Annotated in this window: 11 protein-coding genes; 1 reads left to right on the forward strand and 10 read right to left on the reverse strand. The window is 46.3% G+C overall.

The features are described 5' to 3' along the window. Positions 1-387: 387 nt before the first annotated feature. Positions 388-888 carry an RNA polymerase sigma factor gene (locus tag AB6805_RS06130; RefSeq protein WP_370908570.1) on the forward strand — a complete coding sequence of 167 codons (501 nt, stop codon included), beginning with the start codon at positions 388-390 and terminating at the stop codon, positions 886-888. 62 nt (positions 889-950) lie between these two features. Here AB6805_RS06130 and AB6805_RS06135 read toward each other — a convergent pair whose 3' ends face one another. From AB6805_RS06135 to AB6805_RS06180, 10 genes are all read right to left on the reverse strand, one after another. Further along, positions 951-2,168 (reverse strand): sterol desaturase family protein, encoded by a 1,218-nt coding sequence (locus tag AB6805_RS06135; RefSeq protein ID WP_370908571.1) that lies wholly within the window; start codon positions 2,166-2,168, stop codon positions 951-953. A gap of 219 nt (positions 2,169-2,387) precedes the next feature. After that, on the reverse strand, positions 2,388-3,800 hold the full coding sequence (locus AB6805_RS06140; protein ID WP_370908572.1) for an RtcB family protein: 1,413 nt from the start codon (positions 3,798-3,800) through the stop codon (positions 2,388-2,390). Positions 3,801-3,812: 12 nt separating this feature from the next. After that, a complete protein-coding gene (locus AB6805_RS06145) occupies positions 3,813-4,544 on the reverse strand; it encodes a hypothetical protein (RefSeq protein WP_370908573.1) in 732 nt (243 codons plus the stop codon). Between the two features lie 101 nt (positions 4,545-4,645). Further along, positions 4,646-5,710 carry an AAA family ATPase gene (locus AB6805_RS06150; protein WP_370908574.1) on the reverse strand — a complete coding sequence of 355 codons (1,065 nt, stop codon included), beginning with the start codon at positions 5,708-5,710 and terminating at the stop codon, positions 4,646-4,648. A gap of 826 nt (positions 5,711-6,536) precedes the next feature. After that, positions 6,537-7,103, reverse strand: a complete 567-nt coding sequence (locus tag AB6805_RS06155; protein ID WP_200817306.1) for a DinB family protein — start codon at positions 7,101-7,103, stop codon at positions 6,537-6,539. 580 nt (positions 7,104-7,683) lie between these two features. Beyond that, complete coding sequence (locus tag AB6805_RS06160; protein ID WP_370908575.1) at positions 7,684-8,766, reverse strand: PA0069 family radical SAM protein; 1,083 nt, start codon at positions 8,764-8,766, stop codon at positions 7,684-7,686. Between the two features lie 40 nt (positions 8,767-8,806). Next, positions 8,807-10,588, reverse strand: coding sequence for a hypothetical protein (locus AB6805_RS06165; RefSeq protein WP_370908576.1), 1,782 nt, complete (start codon positions 10,586-10,588; stop codon positions 8,807-8,809). Positions 10,589-10,690: 102 nt separating this feature from the next. After that, positions 10,691-12,121 (reverse strand): glycoside hydrolase family 125 protein, encoded by a 1,431-nt coding sequence (locus AB6805_RS06170; RefSeq protein WP_370908577.1) that lies wholly within the window; start codon positions 12,119-12,121, stop codon positions 10,691-10,693. Positions 12,122-12,183: 62 nt separating this feature from the next. Further along, the gene (locus tag AB6805_RS06175; RefSeq protein ID WP_370908578.1) at positions 12,184-14,613 is read right to left on the reverse strand and encodes a beta-propeller fold lactonase family protein; all 2,430 of its coding nucleotides are present in this window, start codon (positions 14,611-14,613) and stop codon (positions 12,184-12,186) included. 147 nt (positions 14,614-14,760) lie between these two features. Further along, entirely contained in the window at positions 14,761-18,162 is a 3,402-nt protein-coding gene (locus AB6805_RS06180) for a methylmalonyl-CoA mutase family protein (RefSeq protein ID WP_370908579.1), read from the reverse strand. Between the last annotated feature and the right edge of the window lie 202 nt (positions 18,163-18,364).

Here is an 18,364-nt window from a genome sequence, read left to right on the forward strand (position 1 = left end):
ACCTTATGAGCTGTCTGATATACGTTTAAACATCTTAACGGGTGTTGGGCACACCCCGCTGCAAATATGCATCCAAATATCACCTATTCGTTAATTTTAAGTTATTTATAATATGTGAATATTATTAATACAACAAATCAAATCCTTTTCCCACTCTTTTACGTTAATGCATATAGAGAGTCACCTGTATTTACCTGTTTGAGAAAATTTGGATCACTACTTAAACTACCACCTGTTTTACCGATCTAAATACTTGGCATAAGACAAATTACTTGATAATCAATAAAATATAACGGAGAAATCATGTATTAACCGCCCCGCGGTATCCTTTGAAAACTATTTACCCTCTTTTCTTGTTTAAATTAGTTAAGGCAAAACTTAAACATTATGTCGTCTGTTGAATTTAACACCTTGCTTGTCGGAAACGCTGATTTCCTGAAACCCTTTGCTTTTACCCTCACCAAAGATGCCGAACAGGCAAAAGATCTTTACCAGGAAACACTTTTCAGAGCCCTGTCCAACCGGGAAAAATACCTGGAAGGCACAAACATCCGCGCCTGGCTATTCACCATCATGCGGAACATCTTTATAAATCATTACCGGAAAAAATTGAAACATCGCACCGTCGCAGAACCAAGTGCCAGTGAATTCTTTATAAACCATCATGAGAACATCGTCAGCAATAAAGCGGCCTCTAACTTACAGATGAAAGATATCCATGTGGCAGTTTATCATCTGCCCGGCATCTTCAAAAAGCCCTTTATGCTTTACTACGAGGGTTACAAATACTTCGAGATTGCAAATATGCTGCAAGAACCATTGGGCACCATTAAAAGCAGAATACATTTCGCCCGCAAAATTCTCAAATCACAGGTTCCAAGACAATAATCCCTTACCCTTACCGAAAATCCCACACGCATCCGTCCGGCCCTAACGCCGGATAAGCATTGCTATGAACGGGGATAGCCGTACACCAGGCGCAGGTAATGCTCCTTGAGGTGCGACTGGAAATAAAAAGCAGTAATCATAATAATAGCAGCTGCACAGAGGAATGCAGGATGAGGCCAGCAATAATAACCTGCCAGGCACAATACCAGGTAACGCGCATACTCCAGGTAAAACACCCATTTCTTCTGCTCCATAATAGCGCCGCAGTTGATCAGCGTAAGCAGGATGAGCAGCGCTACACATACCTGTATAAATACCGGCACATAGTGCTCCAGCAACAGAAAGGAAAACAACACAACCAATGTGGCTACTATCTGCCACAATACATAATTAAACAGTTTAGGCGCCTCCGTGATATGAGGATTACGCAGCAAAAACTTTTCCTCCAGGATCTTCCGCGCCCCCGGATCTACATTGTCCGGTTTACCAAAAACCACGCGCAGCTTATTCCGCCAGCCTTTCGCCCGCCGGGCAGAATACAACATCTCCAGGATAAAATGGAAATGCTGCCACAAAAAACTATTACTTTCCAGCGGCTTGGTTAAACCATACACCGGCTCCTCTTCTTCTTTTACAAAAGTGCCGAATAACTTATCCCATATTATAAATACATCACCATAATTTTTATCAAGATACTGAGGGTTACTCGCATGATGTACCCGGTGATGCGAAGGCGTTACCAATATATATTCCAGTATCCCCAACTTCCCGATGGTACGCGTGTGAATAAAAAACGGATACAGTCCATGCACCAGGAGCATACTGGTAATCATGGCAGGTGGGAAACCGATTACAGGAAGTATCGCCCAGAAACCCGTACGTATGAAAGCCTGGAACACTGTAATCCGCGCAGATACCGTATAATTAAACTCTTCACTCTGGTGATGCACCACATGCGCGCACCAGAACACGGTAACTTCATGGGCCAACCGGTGATACCAGTACCAGATAAAATCTGTACAGATCAACAACGCCACCCACAACAACACACTGGATTTAATATCAAAAAAGGCAAAATGACGATACAGGTAGTCGTATACAAAATAAAAAAGCCCTACTGTAAAAGTATCCAGTAAGCGCTCCGCAATACCCACACTCAGGTTGGTAATAGAATCATTAAACTTGAAATAAGTCTTTCCGTTTTTTCGCGCCACCAGGTATTCTAACCCAATAAAAGTCAGGAAAAAAGGAACTGCCAATGCCAGGTAGTTTAAATGCACTTGATATAATTTTAAATCCGGAAATCCAAATAGTAAGACATAGGCTAATACACGGTGCCAGCCCATGCATAGGTTTAACTGGTAAAACTGGTGGTGGTAAATTACCACAATGATAAGGAATAAAATTTAATTATCCTACTATTTTAATAGACTAATAAAAACGAAAGGCGGAAACAACTTTCGCCGTTATCCGCCTTCGCTTCATTGCATATATTTTTATCAGTCCTCCGGAGGTCCGCCATCAGCCATTCTTACCACCTTCGGTACAAACCGGCCAATTACTTCCACCAGCGTTGTTTGCGCCGCCATCACCGTATCAATATTCTTATACGCCCCCGGCGCCTCATCCAAACCACCTCCAATCAGTGTTACACCATGTTCCTGCAATTGTTGCCTTAACACCTGTTCAGTGATAGATGACTTTGCCCGGGTACGCGACATGAGTCTTCCGGCGCCATGCGACGCAGATTGTAAACTTTCCTCTTCACCCTTTCCACGCACAATAAATCCGGGCGCTGTCATGGATCCCGGGATTACACCCAGTACTCCTTTCCCTGCCGGTGTAGCCCCCTTCCGGTGCACAATCACCTCTTTTCCCCGGTATATTTCTTTCCAGGCAAAATTATGATGATTCTCTACCCTCGCCAGCAAAGTGGCGCCCGTAGCGGCAATCAACCGCTTATGGATCAGGTGGTGACAAGCAGACGCATAGTCACCCGCCAGGTTCATCGCCAGCCAATACTCCTGCCCTTCCGCTGTATCCAGGTCCAGGTAAGCCAGGTGCTTTGCATGTTCGGGCAACGGGCAAATCTCTTTCGCCAGCTGTGTATAGTGCCCCGCTATCTGCGCACCCATTCCACGTGAACCGGAGTGCGACAACAATGCCACATACTCACCCGGCGCCAGCTGCCATTCATTCTGCGGATCCGTAATTGTGGCAATTCCCCATTCCACGAAATGGTTACCGGATCCGGATGTTCCGAGCTGCCCCGCCGCTTTATCAAACAGGTTTCTGACAAACTTTATCTCCTTAAATTCACTTCTCTCCAGCACCGGGTCCGCCTCCCGTTTTTTCCACTCTGCACCGGCCCCGAATTTTGTGAAGGTCATCAATTGCTTTGCATATGATGTTTCATTCATTAACAACGTTTGCACCGGTAAATCCAATACACTCAAACACATACGGCAACCAATATCCACGCCCACTCCATATGGTATCACCGCATTATCCGCCGCCAACACACCGCCTATCGGTAACCCGTATCCCTGGTGGGCATCGGGCATAAGTGAACCGGCAACGGCAACGGGTAAACGAACCGCGTTATTTAATTGCTGCACCGCGCCTTCCTCTATATAGGATTCCCCATAAACGGAATAAGGTACCGGCGTTTCACGCAAGGCAATCACTGCCGGCGCTGCTGGCGTCAACAGTTCACGGGCTATTTCACCCAGTATCGCATCATCTGCATATGCAGCAGGATCCGCCAGTATTTTGGTCAATAATTCAATTGCTGCTTCTTCCGTTAAGTGTCCATAATGTTGTTCTATAACATTCATGGCTATACGGAAAACAGGACTTTGGGGGTAACCTATCTCCAGTAATTTTTTACCGTTGATTTTTAAACTTGACATAAAGGGTTAATTTTATTCGTACCATTCTTCCTGCAACAGCTGCTGCAGGGTAAATTGCTTAAATTGATATTTCTTCTTATACTCCGGTAACCATTTTCTCCGGCTGGATTGCTGGCTCCTGGTAAGGCTCCATATCTTGTGTTCCAATTGATGCTGCTTCAGAAAGTTATCTAACTGGTCCATCTCTGATTGCAGTTCGGGCGCTGCTACCCGTTGTTTGGTGATCATATTGGGGCGTACCTGCAATACAAATCGCCAGGGTTCTTTTACAACAAAATACTTTATCTGATCAATACCGTTCTTACAATAACGGACCCGTTCTTCAAAACAGTTGATCTCTTTTGGGGAGAGTTTCATCTTCTTAAAATGATAATCCACCGGTTGCAGTAAATGCTGCTCCCTCAGCACATGTATCTTCCTTCCTCTCTGTCGCTTCTTTACTTTAAAATCTTTCCGGTGGCTATAATCATACGTATTGATCTTTTTCAGCAACTCCTGGAAAAACTCACCATCGCGGCTCCGCGCCACATCTTCCCGTAAAACAAAGTACCGTTTGTAACCTTTCATTACAGGCGGATCCAGCTCCGTATAACCCCGTTGATTCCATGCCTGCCACAATTCCTTCCGCCTTCTGCTGTATTGCAATAACTGTTTGTCGTATTGTTTAAGCGCATCGCGCTTTCTGCGCCTGCACGTTCTTATCCGTGAGGCCGCCATATAATTTTCGATTTCCTGATTGTCCATCATCAGTCATTAAATGTTCAAAATTGTTTACTCGGCTGATATATATGGACAATTGATTTCTTTTCATTTTTATTAATTTTTTCAAGATGAATAAATATTATTTACGCGATCTCTTCCAGCATTTCCCGCCTGAACCCGATCACATGTTGTTTGGTTTCAAAAGAGGGCTCATGCTGATTGGCAATTTCTGCAATAGTCATCGCCTTATTGATCACCGTATCAAAACCCATGTGCTTTGATAATGCCTGTGCCTTAGCCACCGGCAGCCGTTTGAACTCGTACTTTGCAATCAGTCTGCCTTTACGCAACAACGCATTGTCGATAGCGGATAAGTCGCTGTTGAAAGAACAAACCAGCTGTATATTCAAACAATCTGCCAATAATCCATCCGACAGGTTCAACAAATTTGAAACAGATGAGTTACCTGAAAACTTACGATCCATAATTACATTTTCAGCATCTTCAATGATCACCACACAATTAGGATTATCGATCAGCAGTTCCATGAACTCAGGATTCATAATGTTGTTTGCCAGGTCGGGCGAAACAAAAAGCACCCGCTTCTTTATCCTGCCAATCAGGTAACGCAGATAAGTAGTTTTGCCTGTTCCCGGCAAGCCATGCAGCAATACGATCCCCTTGTCTTTATCCTTCTTCAGCCGCTGCTGGATCACTTTATCTATCTCTTTAAAATCATCTTCATAAAACATACCTATATCCAGCTTGGTACGTTTTATTTCCAGGCTTTTCAGCTCCAGTCCTTTACGTCCGCTGGTGATCAGGTTAATTTCATGCGGTTCCCTGCGTTGCTTTTCTTTATATCGTGTAACCGTTTCCGTTACCTCTGATACAAACGCAGGAATAGTTCCATTATGCAATATCTCGCACCACGATTGCCAGAACGCTACCACGCTGTTATTACTTAATACGAACAGCGTTTGATTATGCTTATACTTCTTCTTTTTGTTGTCATAATCGGTATAGCGATGCGTATGAACAATTATACTTTCATATTTCTTTGCAAAGGCAGCGGCGGCTTTATCACCATCTACTTCGTAAATGTTATTGATATCGGGGATAGCACTAAAATGAACGGTATACACTCCCTTCGGATCAAAATGTTCGCCATCTGTGATATCTATGTTATTATTAACTATCTGCTTCATAGCTGCTTGTTCTCTTTAATGTGATGTTGTCCTGATGATAAAGATTTCCCGGGACCAGGCCGGGCCCGGGTAAATCGTATTTATCATGGGGTAAATTACAGGTTATCCTTCTGATAACCTGACGATAAGGGGTTAAAAATGCAAACAGAGACGAAAAAAAATATCTTAAAAAGGAGATGAAAGCGGAGCAGGATTACTCCGCCTGCCTGTTTTTTATGTACCTCCTCAAATAATCTTTATACTGCCGCATAAAAAAACCCGGTCTGTTTAAAACGGACCGGGTCATATAACGTTAACGCATACACTACGTCAAGACATACCTCGTCCGTTTAGCATTAATTGAATTAATGCTATCTCTAAACCATTTGCTGCGGCGGATTTGAATCCGTTCTGTCATTCCCGGTAAATTCATCATTCCAATAAAGCGATAACAAAAAAGCCCGGATCCAAGGACCCGGGCTGCTGTTATACTTACAAATATTTTTTATCTACCTGTAATCATAAAACGCCCGGAATCCGCTGCCATCCTGCTCTGAGCAAGGTGTTGCGTTGTCCATATATAGATTAATGCGTTTCATGTTTATCAATTTGTTTATTAAATTTTAACGATGCAAAGATAACAGGATATATTTTGAATTTGCAAATTTTTAACAAAATATTTTCAACTATTTTATTTATGCTTTCTGATTTTCAAAAGTCTGAAGCAGGACTAATGACTTGTAGCAGGTATACAAAATACAAGTGCACTAAAAAGCCGGAAGTGGTAAACTTCCGGCTGTAGTTATGATCAGGATTAACAAAAACAGATGGTGGTGGTCGACCTAAGTTATATTAACACCGCGCTTTCTTCGAATTCCTTCTGAAGGCGCTGCATCTGACGGATATGCCGTTCGATATGCTTGGTGAGGAAATAGATGTACTGATAGATGTCCAGCTTGCCCAGCTGATTTACAGACATGTTGGTGAACACCAGCACTCCTTCACCGTTTTTCAGTAAAGACAGGTTGTACATGCACTGTGCATACTGTTGCTTCAGAAGGGCTTTTACTTCCTGCATATTTTTAAGTCCGGTAGGTTCCATATGTTCGGGTCTTACCCAACCAAAGGATTTGCTGCCGATGACATCTATTTGTTCTAATTTATTGGCATAATCTGCCGGGAGTATCACGGAGTGGCCGGTTTTCTTACGTTCCAGCGCCCGGCGGGTACTCTTATTGATGATCAGCAGCAAAAAGTAATTGGTGAGCGTAATATGCTCCAGTACTTCCCGTATGCTCCATTGATCACGGTCTGGTTTGAAATCCAGTAATGCCGGTTCTTTTTCAAACCACTGATCCAACTCCCTGAAATTGGTGAGTAAGGCCTCTCTTACAACTTGAATAACGTTTCTCATCATCTAACGTTTTTGGGATTATGCACTTTACTTCTTTGCTAATCAAACGGGTTAGCGCATAACATCTTTGAAAAAATATTTTGTTTGCCATTTTTATGCCGGATTTGGCCACAAAAAAACCCGGCCGTATTTACGGACCGGGATAAATAATGCAGAGGGGTTATCTCACATTATCGCATACCATGTCCGTATGGCTTTTTTAAGGCAAAGCCATTCCGTTTACGCCATGAGGCGCATTTTTCTTGCATTACAGTTATCGCTTGAAATTCTTTCAATGTCGTCATTTCATTACTGCTTCAAAAGCAAAAAGTCCCACACTTTTCTCTAGTGCGGGACTCTTGTTTATATCGTTTGATAACTTTTCGTTCGTTAACAATCGGTGCAACATGCCCGCATTCTGGCCTTGACCTGCTTGTGTTGGCAGGCCATCGCTGAAATCTCGTATGTTGATATAAGTTGCACAGTTATTTTTGTTCTTGAAGCAAAGATAATTTTTATTTTTTTTATTACACAAAAAAACACCCTACTTTTTTCCCAGACTTAACAATTAGTTTAAAGTGCAACTACATATCATTGATAATCAGAACAGGCTTAATTGTGAATTCGGCCGGCGGAAGGCTGCTGTATTGAATTCGAAGCGTTCCTGGTTCAAGCCATTCTTCTTTGTATGGATTTTAAACTGCTGCTTTATGAGGTCCGCAATGTTGCCTTCTCCCCTCATTCTCCGCCCAAAGTCGCTGTCATTCACCTTTCCCCCGTGCATACTTTCTATATGGTGCCACACTTTATCTGCCCGGTCGGGGAAGTTTTTATAGAGCCAGTCGTTGAAAATGATCTTCACCGCATCGTTGAGCCGCACTACCGTATACCCTGCATATTTAGCGCCATTGGCTGCTGCAGCTTCCAGCAGGCGTGGAATTTCATGGTCATTGAGTCCCGGAATGAGCGGGGCCGTCATAACGCCAACGGGTATCCCAAGATCACTCAGCTCCTTCACCACCTTTAGCCGTTGCGCCGCCGTAGCGGTACGGGGCTCCATTTTCTGCCGCAGGTCTTCCTGCAACGTGGTGATAGACAGGTACACGCATACCAGGTTATCCTGTGCCAGCTGCTGTAACAGGTAACGATCCCGTAATACCAACGAGTTTTTAGTGATGATCCCTATGGGCTGTTTGTATTCCAGCGCTACCTCCAGCAACTGCCTGGTAAGCCACATCTTACGTTCTACCGGCTGATAGCAGTCCGTATTCCCCGAAAGGGAAATCGGCTTGGGGTCCCATTTCTTATTATCCAGGAACCTGCGCAGCAGTTCCGGGGCGTTATGTTTTACAATAATCTTTCTTTCAAAATCCAAACCCGCGCTCAAACCCCAATACTGGTGGGTGTTACGGGCATAACAGTAAATGCAGCCATGCTCACAGCCCTGGTAGGGGTTCATGGAATACCACATCCCCACATCCGGACTATCCACCTTATTAACGAGATTTTTCGCATGTTCCTCGAACACCTGGGTAGGTACATCTGCCTGCCACCATTCATCAATGCCTTCGGCATGCTCCTGCGCATATTCATCTGCCAGGTATTTATTCTTGGGATTAATCTGTGCTCCGCGCCCTTTATAGTATGGATTTTCCGGTGCGCCCTCCTGGAATGGCAAAGTCATAGACTAAATATTTTAGTAAAAATACTAAAATATTTAGGATTTAAATAATTTCCATTTGCTTCATCAGGAAAGTGGCATTTTTATTCCTTGCAATACCCTCCCGGATGCGGTAGTCGAAAAACAAGTGGTTGTCCTGTATCGTACTTTCAAAACAATAATTCCTGATCTGTTGCGGATAAGCCGATTCCAGTTGCCCCAGCTCGAGGTCGTGCGTGGCAATCATGCCCAGGCAGTTATATTGCAGGAAATGCTCAATCAGGCTGCGCGAGCCCGATAATTTATCTTCAGAATTGGTGCCTTTGAGAATTTCATCTAACAAAATAAAAACCCGCGCACCGGTTTTCAGGTGATGGATAATATGTTGTAACCGCAGCAACTCCGCCTGGAAATAGGAAGTATGACTGGCAATCGAATCCTTGATTCGCATGGAAGTCATGATACGCATAGGGCTGAATACAAAACGGTCCGCACATACCGGGGCGCCGCACATGGCCAGCAACAGGTTGGAGCCTACGCTCCGCAGGAAGGTACTTTTACCGGACATATTGGACCCGGTAATGATCAGGAAATGATCTTTACGGCCAGCGGCGCCGTCATTCTTTACGCATTCAGCGGCCGGGATCAGCGGATGCCCCAGCGCCGTAGCTTCCAGGATACGCCCTTCCGCCTGCGGCGCCGGCCACGAAAATTCCGGGTGATTAAAGGCATAGGTGGCCAGGCTGTTCCACACCTCCAGCTGGGTAATCACATCAAACCACCCGGTAATGTGCTGCTTATGCTGTTTCTTCCACCGTTCCAAACGGAGGATGCAATGGAGGTCGTACAGCATCAGGGAGTTAAGCCCCAGTCCAATCAAAAGGTTTAGCCGCTGATCAAAGGCATTACATATTTTAGACAGCTGCCGCAATGCTACATCGGCCTCTTTAGCCTTATCCTGTTGTTGCTGCAGCAACGCGGATTTTTTGAAACTGCCGTTTTTTATAAGATGTAATAAGATAGAAAACTTATCCAGTATCCTTTCCTTATGCGAAATCAATACATATTGTGCCATGATCTTTTTCTGACTAGCGCCCAGCAGCAACCAGTTTAACATGATCAGTATCAACAACAGGTAGTATTTACCAGTGATGGCATAATATACAATGGAGCCGGTTACCAGCAAAGGACTCAGCCAGATAACCACATTTATAAATTTGTTGTGCAGAAAGTGGAAAGGCATTTCCAGCCATGCGCTGATTTCCCGGCGATCGCTTTCTTCTTCTTTCGCCAGCATGGCATTGGCAGCAAGCAGCTGCCGGAACTCCAGTTCCGGTGTGAGTACCTGTAAAGCCTCCTGTGTACCCAATATAGCCGTGGTATCTTCCAGTGGGTTTCGCAGCGCGGTGGCCAGTTCCCGCCTGCCAGACAAAGTACCCGTGCGGTTAATATGCTGAAAAATAGAAGATGGCCCGAAAACATCGAGATCGCTGCTGAAATCATGGCTGTCGTCCACGAACTCATTCCCGTTGTCAAAAGCCGATTGACCGGTAGTTACCAGCTGCCATTCCTTCTCATTCAATTCCAACAGGGATTTAAAAAGCTGCAATTGCTGCTGCGCTTTGGAATACCATATCAGCAACATTATAAACGCAAGCATACCGGCGGCTGTTACCAGTAACCACGGCGCTTCCCAGCCATTCCGGATAAAAAACACGATGCCAGCTACCATCACCAGGAAACTGGCCAGCCGGGCCCATGAAAGGCTGGCGGTTAACCGCTTCTCTTTTTTTATCGCTTCCCGGAACTGGTGGATCCTTTGCTGGTAAATATCTGCTGGCGTCATTTATCTGGTATTAGTAACTAAAAAAATCAGGGATTTCATGATGTATGTTCGCAATATATTGAACATAAACCACAAAATCCCTGGTAGAAATATCAGGATTATTTATGCGTATTGTCTCTTCAGCAGATCAGGATACTCCTGGCTTACCTTCAGGATCAGTTCACCAAAGAGCGTATTCACCCAGGCAAACCACGGACGGGTAAACTTAGACGGATCATCCTTGTGATAAGATTCATGGATAAAGCCGGTTTCTCCGTCGGTATTCCGCAAGGTTTTAATACAGGAAGCTATTTCCTCCTTATCATGACTGGTCAATGCCCGCATGATAATACTCATTGGCCAGATATAATCATTGCCGGTATGCGGACTCCCTACCCCATCACCGTATTTACCCCTGTAAAACCAGGGCTGGAAATTACTCCATACAAAGTGGCGGGATGCCTGGTACAACGGATCGTCAATGCCGGTATATCCCAGGTAAGGAATAGACAGGAGGCTGGGCACATTGGTATCATCGAGGAATAAACGGTTTCCGAAACCATCTACCTCAAAACCATACATCATACCTAACTTAGGATGCTCCACAATAGCATGCGCCTTAATAGCACGGTCTACCTCATCAGCCAGTGCTGTGCATTCGTGCGCAAAGGCCGCATCTTTATATATCGTTTCACTGATTTCCGCCAGTTGACGCAGGGATACTACGGCAAACATGTTGGATGGAATCAGGAAAGGAAATACTGTAGCATCATCAGAAGGACGGAAAATAGAAACGATCAGTCCCACCGGGGAAATAGGATTCCCCCAGCCTCCGTTGGCAACAGTATCCGATTGTACAGGTGAATTGCGCTGAAATTTGTAAGGACCGTGGCCGTCTTTACGCTGCTGCTCCTTAAATGTTTTCACGATGAGCTGCGCCGCCTGTTTGTATTTATCATCGAAGGGGGTATTATCCCCGCTGATTTTCCAGTAATTATAAGACAACCGCACCGGGTAACACAGGGAATCAATCTCCCATTTGCGTTCATGCAGCTCCGGCTTCATGGTGGTCAGATCTTTATCCCATTCGCTGCCGGTAGGGCCTTCATTAAAGGCGTTGGCATACGGATCAATGAGGATACATTTCGTTTGACGGTTGATAACGCCCACCACCATTTCTTTCAGTTTCGCGTCATCCTTTACCAGTGGCAGGTAAGGCCATACCTGGGCAGAGGAGTCGCGCAGCCACATGGCGTTAATATCGCCGGTGATCACGAAAGTATCGGGCCGGCCGTTTTCTTTCTTAAAGTTAACTGTTGTATCGAGCGTGTTAGGGAAACAGTTTTCGAACAGCCACCCCAATTTAGTATCCGCAATCTGGGACTTTACCTTGATAATTGTCTTTTCCACCGCTTCACTGGTGAATTTCCGCTTTGCCAGGGGCGGACGTTGGGAGGTATACCCATTCCAGCCAAATACTGTTTTGGGCAATCCAAGCCCAACAACGCCTGCTACCAGGGCGCCGTTCTTAAGAAAATCTCTCCTTGCAACCATAACGTTTTGAATTTAGGAAACCCTAAAATAGAAAAGTTTTGCGGATTTGCTTAATCGATTTATCAATCGTCCTCCTCTTCGGCAGCCTGTAACTTCACAAAAGCGCTTCTCCTGGGCGCCGGCATCACTGCCTGTTCGCCATGAATAGCCTTCCACACCACCTCATTCAGCTCCAGGTCAGGCACCCGGTCTTCTTGCGCCAGGTCGAAGCTGGCCGACCGGCGGGCACTTTCATTCCAGGCAGTATTTCTTTCGTTAATATCAACATTTGCAGGCAATACGGTGTACGGCCGCAGATCAGGCGTAGCGGAAAATAATTCCCACATGGGAGTGGCCGCAGCATCATACTGGCTCATCGCCGGCAAACCCAGGATCAGCTCCATGGTACGCAGCATACCTGATGTGGAATACATGTTATGATTTACGGCATTCCGTTTTACGTAAGGGCTGATCACGTAAGCCGGTGAACGGTGGGCATCCACATGATCCGGGCCATTCTGCGCATCATCTTCCAGTATAAAAATGGCGCTCTCCTTCCATATCTTACTGTGGGAGATGTAATCTACCAGCCGGCCTACCGCCAGATCGTTGTCGGCCACGGAAGCATACGGCGAATAGGCGCCCTTCCGCATGCCGCTGGTATGATCATTCCCCAAACGGATGCTGTTAAAATGCGGTACCGCATCTATCGCCAGCAATGAATCGAAATCATGCTGCCAGATTTCCTGCCGCGCAATATCCTGTATGGAAAGGTCGAAAGAAGGATAATCGCTGCAGAAATGATTGTCCAGCGATTTCAGCGCCGCCTTTCCCTTGCCGGCAAACTCACCGTAGGTGCGGTAGCTCACACCGGCACGCTGACAATAATCCCAAATAAATCCTTTTTCCGGATAAGCCACTTTACGGCTGCCTTCATAGTCGTAGCTACCACCGCGACCACCATAACTGGTAGGCCATGTCTTCTCCACGTAATCAGTAGCATAAGCTGCCATGCTCCAGTTATGCCCGTCGGCACTTACTTCCGCATCTACATAAAAATTATCCAGTAATACAAACTCGTTGGATAAACGATGCTGATTAGGAGTAATGCGCTCCGGGAAAATACATAAACTGCTGTCGCCATTACCCTGCCGTATATCACCTAACACCTGGTCGTAGGTGCGGTTCTCTTTGATAATATAGAACACATACTTAATGGGAGATGATTGTCCGGCGGCACGTGGGATCGGATTCCCCGCTTCTCCGGCGGCATGCTGCTCTTTCTCTTTTGTGTAAGGCGTATTTTCATATACCTGTTTGGACCAGCGGCCCAGCAGTGCTTCGCCCGGTTCATTGAACACTGATAGCGTACCTTTAAACAAACCGGCAATATACTGTACGGGCTTGTCTTTACGGGTATTAGCCAGGTGCGATCCGCTTTCATCTTTCCTGCTCACGGGATTGGGTCCTTCGGGATTAGCCATCGACGTAAATCCCTTGCCATTGGCTACAAATATTCTTTTGCCGATCCTTCTTACACAAGTAGGATACCATCCTACCGGGATAAATCCCTCCGACCTGCTCTTACCTGGTGTTTCCACATCAAAAACAGCCAGGCAGTTATTATCGGCGTTGGCAATATAAAGTGTGTTGTTATTGGCAGACAGCGCCAGGCCATTAGTGGTGGATCCGGCCGGGGCATCCGGGTACAGGGCCGTTTGCAGCGATTCAATCACCCGTTGACCAGCAGTACTGATCACCGATACCGAATTATCATTGGCATTGGCCACGTACAAATATTTCCCGTTGGCCGACAATATCATTTCATTAGGATGACTACCCGTTTTGATGGTATTTATAATCTTGTTGGTGGCAATATCAAATACCGCCACCGCATCGCCTCCCCAGAGAGAGATGTATAACAGGTTCCTGTTTTTAGATAAGACAACAGTATATGCTTCCGCACCCAATGCCACTTTACTCACCACCTTATTGGTAAGCAGGTCGATACTATATAAACTGTTGTCTTCCTTGGTAGCTACGTATAACCGGTTACGTGAGTAATCAATGGTCATCCCGGTAGGACAAATTTTCTCTTTGGGCCACGACAATCCCAGGCGGATGCTATCTGTTACCTGTAATTTATTATTATTGATAGCATATTGCCATATCACGTTGTCATTGGCGCCGGAAGCATACAGTTTCTTTTCGTCCCTGCTGAATGCAAGACCCAGCCAGGCTTTGGGAATGCTCATTTCATCAAGTATCATCTCTTTCCTGGCGTCTATCAGCTGTATGGTTTGTTTGCTCTGCCCGTTGTTGGTAACCGCTATCAGTTTCTCTGACGGCGATACTACCATATTCAGGGGTAAATCTCCGAGCGGCAACGAATGCCCCACTGGCGTTAAGGCCCAACCATTGGACAGCAACACCCGCTTTGCCATGGTATCTGCCGTTTGGGCATTTGCCTGCAAAGCGCTCAATAAAACCAAACCCAAGAGTATTTTCTTCATAGTAGTTCCGATAAGTGAAGCTGTAAAAATAGGATAGACATGCCCGGCTGATAACGGCCATCAAAAAGGTAATACTAATATAATACAAAGCGGCATAAAAAAGCCCGCATCAAAATCTGATACAGGCTTTTTATAATAGTATTAAGATTACATATTTCTCCTGTACTGCCCTCCTACTTCATACAGTGCATGCGTGATTTGCCCTAATGAGCAATGCTTCACTGTTTCCATCAGCTCCGCAAAGAGGTTGCCATTGCTGACCGCGACCTGCTGCAATTGCTTAAGTGCAGCAGCGCTTTTATGCTGGTGCCTTTGCTGGAAAGCTTCGAGGGTATGGATCTGGAATTCCTTTTCTTCTGTTGTAGAGCGGATCACTTCTGCTGGGATAATGGTAGGTGAGCCGTTTTTATTCAGGAAGGTATTTACGCCCACGATCGGGAATTCGCCGGTATGCTTCAGCGATTCATAGTACAGGCTTTCTTCCTGTATTTTATTGCGCTGGTACATTCTTTCCATGGCGCCTAATACGCCGCCACGTTCGGTGATGCGGTTGAATTCCGTTAGCACGGCTTCTTCCACCAGGTCGGTAAGTTCCTCAATAAAAAACGCTCCCTGTACCGGGTTTTCGTTTTTAGCGGTACCCAGTTCACGGTTAATGATGAGCTGTATAGCCATTGCCCTTCTTACACTTTCTTCTGTAGGTGTGGTGATGGCTTCATCATAGGCGTTGGTATGCAGGGAATTACAGTTATCATAGATGGCGTACAGCGCCTGCAAGGTGGTACGGATATCGTTAAAATCAATTTCCTGTGCGTGTAAACTGCGACCGGAAGTTTGAATGTGATACTTCAGTTTCTGGGAGCGGTCGTTTCCTTTGTATTTATACTTGATGGCCTTAGCCCAGATACGGCGGGCCACGCGACCAATCACCGCATACTCAGGATCCATCCCGTTGCTGAAGAAGAACGACAGATTGGGCGCGAAGTCATCGATGTTCATGCCACGGCTCAGGTAATATTCCACGTAGGTAAAACCATTGGCCAGGGTAAACGCCAGCTGGGTGATAGGATTGGCGCCGGCTTCTGCAATGTGGTAGCCGGAAATGCTGACGGAATAGAAGTTGCGTACTTTTTGAGTAATAAAATATTCCTGTACATCGCCCATCAGTTTTAATGCAAATTCTGTAGAGAAGATACAGGTGTTCTGTGCCTGGTCTTCCTTCAGAATATCTGCCTGCACGGTGCCACGAACAGTGCTGAGGGCATGCGCTTTGATCTTTTCATACACATCTTTATCCAGTACCTCTTCTCCCGAAATTCCCAACAGCTGCAAACCCAAACCATCGTTACCTGCGGGCAGGTCGCCGCTGTAATGCGGCAGCGGATGATCTTTGAATTTAGTTTTGATGAGGGCCTTTACTTTTTCTGTAAGCCCCTGCTCCTTGATATATTTTTCACATTGCTGATCAATGGCGGCATTCATGAAAAACGCCAGCAGTATGGGCGCCGGGCCGTTGATGGTCATGGACACCGACGTTTTCGGATCGCAGAGATCGAATCCGCTGTATAATTTTTTGGCGTCGTCTACCGTGGCGATGCTCACACCGGAGTTACCCACTTTACCGTAAATATCGGGGCGTACTGCCGGATCTTCACCGTAAAGGGTAACGCTGTCGAACGCCGTAGACAGCCGCTTTGCCGGCTGGTCGAGTGATACGTAATGGAAACGTTTATTCGTTCTTTCCGGGCCGCCTTCCCCCGCAAACATGCGCGTAGGATCTTCTCCTTCGCGTTTCAACGGGAACACGCCTGCGGCGTATGGAAATTCACCAGGCAGGTTTTCGGTGAGCTGCCAGCGGAGAATATCGCCCCAGTCTTTATATTTAGGCAGCGACACCTTCGGAATACGGCTGTGGCTGAGACTTTCGCTGTACAGCGGCAGTTTGATCACTTTGTCCCTTACCTGGAATTCGTAAAAATCGGCAGTATATTTTTCTACCAGTGCAGGCCATTCCTCCACGAGTTTTTTACACTCGGGATGTAATGATTTTTCCAGGTGGGCTTTAACGTCGGCCAGTGCAGCGGCAGATGCCGGCTGCAGCGCCATCACACCTTGTACCTGGTATAGTTGTGTAGCGAGTGTACATTGTTCATCCACCCATTTGCTGTAGTCGCCGATGGCTTCGGAGATCTCTGCCAGGTAACGTACCCTGGCCGGGGGAATGATCTGTGATTTGGTAGAAGTGGATTTAATGCTTTCATGCGCCATAGGGCCGAAGCTGGCCCCGGTTTTCTCTTCCACTTTTTCCATTACTTTTTCAAACAGCAGGTTGATGCCTGCATCGTTGAACTGGGAAGCAATAGAGCCTACTACCGGCAATTCTTCTTCCTTGGCGTTCCAGAGGTTATGGTTACGCTTATATTGTTTACGCACATCGTGCAGGGCATCCAGTGCGCCGGCCTTATCAAATTTGTTGATGGCAATCACGTCGGCATAGTCCAGCATGTTGATCTTCTCCAGCTGGGAAGCGGCGCCATACTCCGGTGTCATCACATACAGCGATACATCGCAGTAATCGGTGATAGCCGTATCGCTCTGCCCAATACCGGATGTTTCCAGGATAATGAAATCGTAGGCTGCCAGTTTGCAGACATCGATGGCTTCCTGGATATGTTCACTGATGGCTTTATCGCTTTCACGGGTTGCCAGCGAACGCATATAGGCACGTGGATGGTGGATGGCATTCATCCGGATCCTGTCGCCCAGCAATGCGCCGCCGGTCTTCTTCTTGGAAGGGTCTACGGAAATTACAGCCACCGTTTTATCGGTAGTATGATTGAGATAGCGGCGCACCAGTTCATCTGTTACGCTGCTTTTACCGGCGCCGCCTGTTCCGGTGATACCGAGTACAGGAGATTTTTCCGGATCTGCGGCGGTGTGGGTGATGTGTGTACCGGCAGTTTCATCTACAGTAACAGCGGTTCTTGTTTTTTGCCCGGTGAGCATAGCCACCGGCATATCGTTTTCTGCCAGGCTGATAGCCCGGGCAATGATCTTAGGATTTTTGTCTGCCTGCAGCTGCGGGATATCCTCCACACCGGCGCCGGCAGTTAATGGCTTGATGGCCGTATCGCACTGACTGATCAGATCTTCAATCATACCTTCCAGTCCCATTTGCCGGCCATCGTCCGGTGAATAAAGGCGTGCAATGCCATAGGCATGCAGTTCTGCTATTTCTACCGGGAGAATGGTACCACCGCCGCCGCCAAAGATCTTGATATGACCGCAACCTTTTTCCTGGAGCAGGTCGTACATGTATTTAAAAAATTCCACGTGGCCTCCCTGGTAGGAGGTGACGGCGATTCCCTGTGCGTCTTCCTGGATGGCACAGTCTACAATTTCAGCTGCAGAACGGTTATGCCCCAGGTGAATGACCTCGGCTCCCTTTGCCTGCATAATGCGCCGCATAATATTAATGGCCGCATCATGCCCGTCGAATAAAGCTGCCGCTGTTACAATGCGAACCTTATGTTGTGGTGTATAAGACATATCAATTACCGGATTTTTGACCAGGGTTTCATGCTTCCTGCATGAAATCCACGAAGAATGCAAGTTACGGAAAAAGCAGCTGAACTGCCGGTATAGCGCGGGTTTACCCAGAATTAGAATTGATTGAACAGCTACCGGATCTTATTGCAAAATATTTAACTGATCCCCGATCGGGTTAGTATTTCCCTAAAACAACTTTCCC

The sequence above is a fragment of the Chitinophaga sp. RCC_12 genome, assembly GCF_041360695.1.
Taxonomy (GTDB): Bacteria; Bacteroidota; Bacteroidia; order Chitinophagales; family Chitinophagaceae; genus Chitinophaga.

What these genes read in the sequence shown, in the direction of transcription:
- AB6805_RS06140 (WP_370908572.1), bottom strand. Translation starts at nt 3,800, where the DNA reads ATGTCAAGTTTAAAAATCAACGGTAAAAAATTACTGGAGATAGGTTAC.
- AB6805_RS06160 (WP_370908575.1), bottom strand. Translation starts at nt 8,766, where the DNA reads ATGACTTTGCCATTCCAGGAGGGCGCACCGGAAAATCCATACTATAAA.
- AB6805_RS06170 (WP_370908577.1), bottom strand. Translation starts at nt 12,121, where the DNA reads ATGGTTGCAAGGAGAGATTTTCTTAAGAACGGCGCCCTGGTAGCAGGC.
- AB6805_RS06155 (WP_200817306.1), bottom strand. Translation starts at nt 7,103, where the DNA reads ATGAGAAACGTTATTCAAGTTGTAAGAGAGGCCTTACTCACCAATTTC.
- AB6805_RS06150 (WP_370908574.1), bottom strand. Translation starts at nt 5,710, where the DNA reads ATGAAGCAGATAGTTAATAATAACATAGATATCACAGATGGCGAACAT.
- AB6805_RS06180 (WP_370908579.1), bottom strand. Translation starts at nt 18,162, where the DNA reads ATGTCTTATACACCACAACATAAGGTTCGCATTGTAACAGCGGCAGCT.
- AB6805_RS06130 (WP_370908570.1), top strand. Translation starts at nt 388, where the DNA reads ATGTCGTCTGTTGAATTTAACACCTTGCTTGTCGGAAACGCTGATTTC.
- AB6805_RS06175 (WP_370908578.1), bottom strand. Translation starts at nt 14,613, where the DNA reads ATGAAGAAAATACTCTTGGGTTTGGTTTTATTGAGCGCTTTGCAGGCA.
- AB6805_RS06165 (WP_370908576.1), bottom strand. Translation starts at nt 10,588, where the DNA reads ATGACGCCAGCAGATATTTACCAGCAAAGGATCCACCAGTTCCGGGAA.
- AB6805_RS06145 (WP_370908573.1), bottom strand. Translation starts at nt 4,544, where the DNA reads ATGGACAATCAGGAAATCGAAAATTATATGGCGGCCTCACGGATAAGA.